2 protein-coding genes are annotated in these 3325 nt (G+C 40.4%); both read right to left on the bottom strand.

Features of this window, described 5'->3' with window-relative positions:
• Nucleotides 1–276: 276 nt before the first annotated feature.
• Complete coding sequence (locus IM477_RS11325) at nucleotides 277–1728, bottom strand: coproporphyrinogen-III oxidase family protein (RefSeq protein WP_287731779.1); 1452 nt, start codon at nucleotides 1726–1728, stop codon at nucleotides 277–279.
• A gap of 44 nt (nucleotides 1729–1772) precedes the next feature.
• The gene (locus IM477_RS11320) at nucleotides 1773–2783 is read right to left on the bottom strand and encodes a biotin synthase BioB (RefSeq protein WP_103112447.1); all 1011 of its coding nucleotides are present in this window, start codon (nucleotides 2781–2783) and stop codon (nucleotides 1773–1775) included.
• Nucleotides 2784–3325 lie beyond the last annotated feature (542 nt).

Genomic DNA, 3325 nt, shown 5'->3' with positions numbered 1-3325 from the left:
TTTGGTATCAGAGCTATCAGATTTTTAGGGCTAATTGTGCATCTGCTAGACAAACAAATTAGCCTGTAATTCAGAGCCAGCAATCGTTTTGACGATTTGGATAAAATTTTCAATGTGACACTTTAGGGTGCGGAATGTGGGGTATATATGTATGGGGGAAGTTCAGTTATCACATCTTGCACCAGTACAATAAAACAAAGAAAATGACCTCCTGAATTGAATTCTGAAGGCCATCTCTGGGATTATTATTTAACTTGGACTTGTTTCATGATTAGGTTAGGTTAAGCAGGGATGCAACGGTCCTTTAGCATAGGTTTCAGCCGGAAAATTAAGGAACTCAGGACTATGGAAGTATTGAGCGCATTCATCAGCAAAGAACCCTCCCAGCTTGGTTAACTCAATTTTCTCTTCGTCTTCATTGAGTAAGCCATAGGCTTTTAATCGCTCAATTTTCTGGCCAAAAACTTCATTTAAGTCCGCTCCACCCGTCACTTCTTTGAAATAACTCTTCCAAACACAACGGTTTTTCAAAGGAAGAATGACTGCCCATCGTTGTTGTTCATCAGTATTACGAACATAACCGCGATTTAAAGGGAGTTTTCCGGCCTCAATCTTGCTGTAGTATTCATCAAAGTTTTGGGTATTTAAACCAAAGCGATTGCGAAGACTACTGAAGGCGGTTTGACCAAATCCCAGTTGATCGAGTAAGCCACAGCATTGATTATCGGCATAACAGGAGTAATGTTCTCGTTTTTTGCTGAAGACTCGACGTAGATTCTCATAATATCCATTTTCATTAAGGATATCAATGGCAATCTGTTTCATCATGATTTGTTCATCATTGTTAGGAATATCTTCGGGACGAACTTCGGTGACTTTCTTGATCGGTCCTTGATAATCGCCATACGCTTCCACTTTCAGACGATAGAGTTGAATTTCTTCGACGGGTAAAGTAACCGCCTGTTCCATCACCTCGATCCAATTTTCGATGGTTTCTCCAGGATAACCGAAGATAAATTCAATATCTAACTGGAATCCCATTTGATGACACAGTTCAATCGCTTCTAAGGCTTCTTTTGAGCCATGATGACGATTCATTAATTTTAACACCCGATCATTAAGGGATTGAACTCCAATCGTAAGACGATCAACTCCATAAGAACGCATCATTTCTAAGCGTTGAATCCCTTCCGTACCAATTAACGTCACCGGATCGACATCATAGTTAAACTGGCCACAGCTAGATAAATCCACCCGTTGGGTAAAGAAATCAAAGAAGTATTTTTGTTGCTCCAAAGTCAGATAAGTTGGTGTTCCCCCCCCAATGAGAATCGAACGAGCCTGAATCTTGTCAATTACTAGGCGATTCATGTAAAGATCCATTTCTTTCTCTAGGGCTTTGAGGTAGAAGCTTTTTTCCTCATCCGAAGCCCCCGTCACAACGGGATAATGACAGAAAGTACAATGACGACGACAGAAAGGAATATGAACGTAAATGTCGAATTTACCATCGACAGGCAAGGTATAATCCTTAAATAGCTCCTCCTCGGTGATTTCTGGATACATGGTAATGGGAGGATAGTGGACAGAAGGGAAATAATCTCCACTTTGGGTGAGCAGCCCTAATTCTTTTAAGCGTTTAAAGTCTTCAAGGCGAGTTTCCGCGCGTTCAATAAGATGTTGATGACGGGGGCTAACCGTGAAGGGACGTAAAACAGTTGCAACCATGATGGAATTTTCCTCTATGTTTTTTAGAAAGTTTCTAATGATTTTTAAGCAGTATAGGCAAGAATTTCAGAAGATTTCAAGGTTAAACCTGCCTGGCTGATGATTTTTTTAGCGTGTTCCCAACTCACCACAAACCGTTGATCGGAATAGATGACATAGTTTTCTTGTTGTGCTTTCGGGGTAAAGTTCACCGTAATCACATTAGCTCCCGCATTTAACCCCATTAACTGACCGCCGGGTTGAATTTTTTCTAAAGCGCTGATGGTAGGAATTAATATATCTTTGAGGAGAATGCGATAAATGGCCATGGTATTGAGGGTTAAATTTAAGTCTCCATAACCCAAATGAGATAAAGGAGTTCCCGGATTGGGAATAAACGGAGAGGAACTGGCAAAATCCGTTCTAAGTTCCCACACTTTTAAGATATCTTCGGCTAAATTCTCGATCGTTTGTTCAGGTAAACCCACAATATTTCCTGTGCCGACTTTATAACCTAATTCTTGTAGCCAACGAAGACATTGAATCCGTTTTTCAAGGGGAGTATAAGCAATATGACGATAGAGAGTTGGGCTAGAGGTTTCAAATTTAAGAATATAAGAATCTGCCCCTAATTTTGCAAACTTCTCGTACACTTCTCTTTTTTTCTCCCCTAAACAGAGCAAGATACTCATGTCATAGCGTTTCTTGACTTCGGGAATCACTTCCTCCAAAATGGGATCACAAAGCGGATCTTGGGCAGCTTGTAAGAAAAGAATGGGAATTCCTGTTTGATTGATTTTGTCAGCGATCGCTAAGATCGTTTCTGCGGACATCCGAGTTCGGGGTAACTCTTGATTACTGGCTCTCATAGCGCAATATTCACAGTTTTTCTGACAAACATTGGAGATTTCAATGACCCCTCGCATAGTAACCGCATCTACCCCTTGTTCTCGACGAACTTGACGCGCAAGAGCGAATAGGGTTTGTTGTAACTCTCCCCTGGCTTCTAAGAGGTTGATTAAATCGGCTTTTGAGGGGGGTTGAGAAATCATTAGTTTATTGAGTGGATTGATCATAGGGTTAGTGATTTCACGGATTTGAGAGTATTGACTAATAAGTACCTGTACAGAATTAATTACATACTATAGGGTTCGATGCGAACGATAGCTGAGCAATCCCAAGTCCTAGCGATTGCTTCACTCCACTTCGTTCTGTTTGCATCGGACATTGTGTAATTTATTTTGCTTACCTAACTTACAGGGGGGGGAAACTCCCTTACGTAATTGTACCAAAGAATTTTTGGGATTTCAAGATTGATTAAGAAAGCAGCAATTCTCATTTTAAGGTTTCATGACATTAAAACCCTTGCACCTAGAGGGGTTAATAATTCTTAACGAATCTCTAGATCGCTGAAACAACGCAAAATCGTTTCAAAATGAGAATTGCTGGAAATTAATCATCTTGATTTGAGCGAATTTTAAACCCACATTCCGCACCCTAGTCGTTGAAATCAAAAGTTGCTCTAGCCCTTGTATAGTAAGACTTTTAGCGATTACTAAGAATTATGAAGTGTCACACTCTAGTCAGCGATCGCCAGCTTAATGAGAGTTTATCTCAA

This window comes from Microcystis sp. M090S1 (genome assembly GCF_020246295.1).
Taxonomy (GTDB): domain Bacteria; phylum Cyanobacteriota; class Cyanobacteriia; order Cyanobacteriales; family Microcystaceae; genus Microcystis; species Microcystis aeruginosa.
Note: the sequence above shows the minus strand (reverse complement) of the source record. Positions and strands in the feature narration are given on the sequence as shown.

Coding starts and splice junctions, on each gene's coding strand:
- IM477_RS11320 (WP_103112447.1), bottom strand. CDS start 2,783: ATGATCAATCCACTCAATAAACTAATGATTTCTCAACCCCCCTCAAAA.
- IM477_RS11325 (WP_287731779.1), bottom strand. CDS start 1,728: ATGGTTGCAACTGTTTTACGTCCCTTCACGGTTAGCCCCCGTCATCAA.